We start from the raw sequence: 929 nt of genomic DNA on the forward strand, positions 1-929 counted from the left end.
TCTCACAGCTAACATCATCCTCAATGGGGAAAAACTGAGAGCTTTTTCCCTGAGATCAGGAACACGACAGGGATGCCCACTCTCACCAGTGTTGTTTAACATAGTGTTGGAAGTTCTAGCATCAGCAATCAGACAACAAAAGGAAATCAAAGGCATCAAAATTGGCAAAGATGAAGTCAAGCTTTCACTTTTTGCAGATGATATGATATTATACATGGAAAATCCGATAGACTCCACCAAAAGTCTGCTAGAACTGATACATGAATTCAGCAAAGTTGCAGGATACAAAATCAATGTACAGAAATCAGTTGCATTCTTATACACTAACAATGAAGCAACAGAAAGACAAATAAAGAAACTGATCCCATTCACAATTGCACCAAGAAGCATAAAATACCTAGGAATAAATCTAACCAAAGATGTAAAAGATCTGTATGCTGAAAACTATAGAAAGCTTAAGAAGGAAATTGAAGAAGATATAAAGAAATGGAAAAACATTCCATGCTCATGGATTGGAAGAATAAATATTGTTAAAATGTCAATACTACCCAAAGCAATCTACACATTCAATGCAATCCCAATCAAAATAGCACCAGCATTCTTCACAGAGCTAGAAAAATAATCCTAAAATTTGTATGGAAGAAAAAAGATCCAGAATAGCCAAAGCAATCTTGAAAAAGAAAACCAAAGGGGGAAGCATCACAATTCCAGACTTCAAGCTGTATTACAAAGCTATATAATCATCAAGGCATCTGGTACTGGCACAAAAACAGACACATAGACCAATGGAACAGAGAACCCAGAAATGGACCCACAAATATATGGCCAACTAATCATTGAAAAAGCAGGAAAGAGTATCCAATGGAAAAAGACAGTCTTTTCAGCAAGGTATTGGGAAAACTATACATCACACACAGAAGAATGAACCT

1 protein-coding gene is annotated in these 929 nt (G+C 36.1%); it reads left to right on the forward strand.

Annotation, left to right across the window (positions count from 1 at the left end):
* The coding region (locus IEV86_RS18335) for a reverse transcriptase domain-containing protein (RefSeq protein WP_229734724.1) at positions 1-622 on the forward strand (622 nt) is incomplete at its 5' end.
* Between the last annotated feature and the right edge of the window lie 307 nt (positions 623-929).

It is taken from the genome of Cellulomonas carbonis, from assembly GCF_014636275.1.
Classification (GTDB): Bacteria; Actinomycetota; Actinomycetes; order Actinomycetales; family Cellulomonadaceae; genus Actinotalea; species Actinotalea carbonis.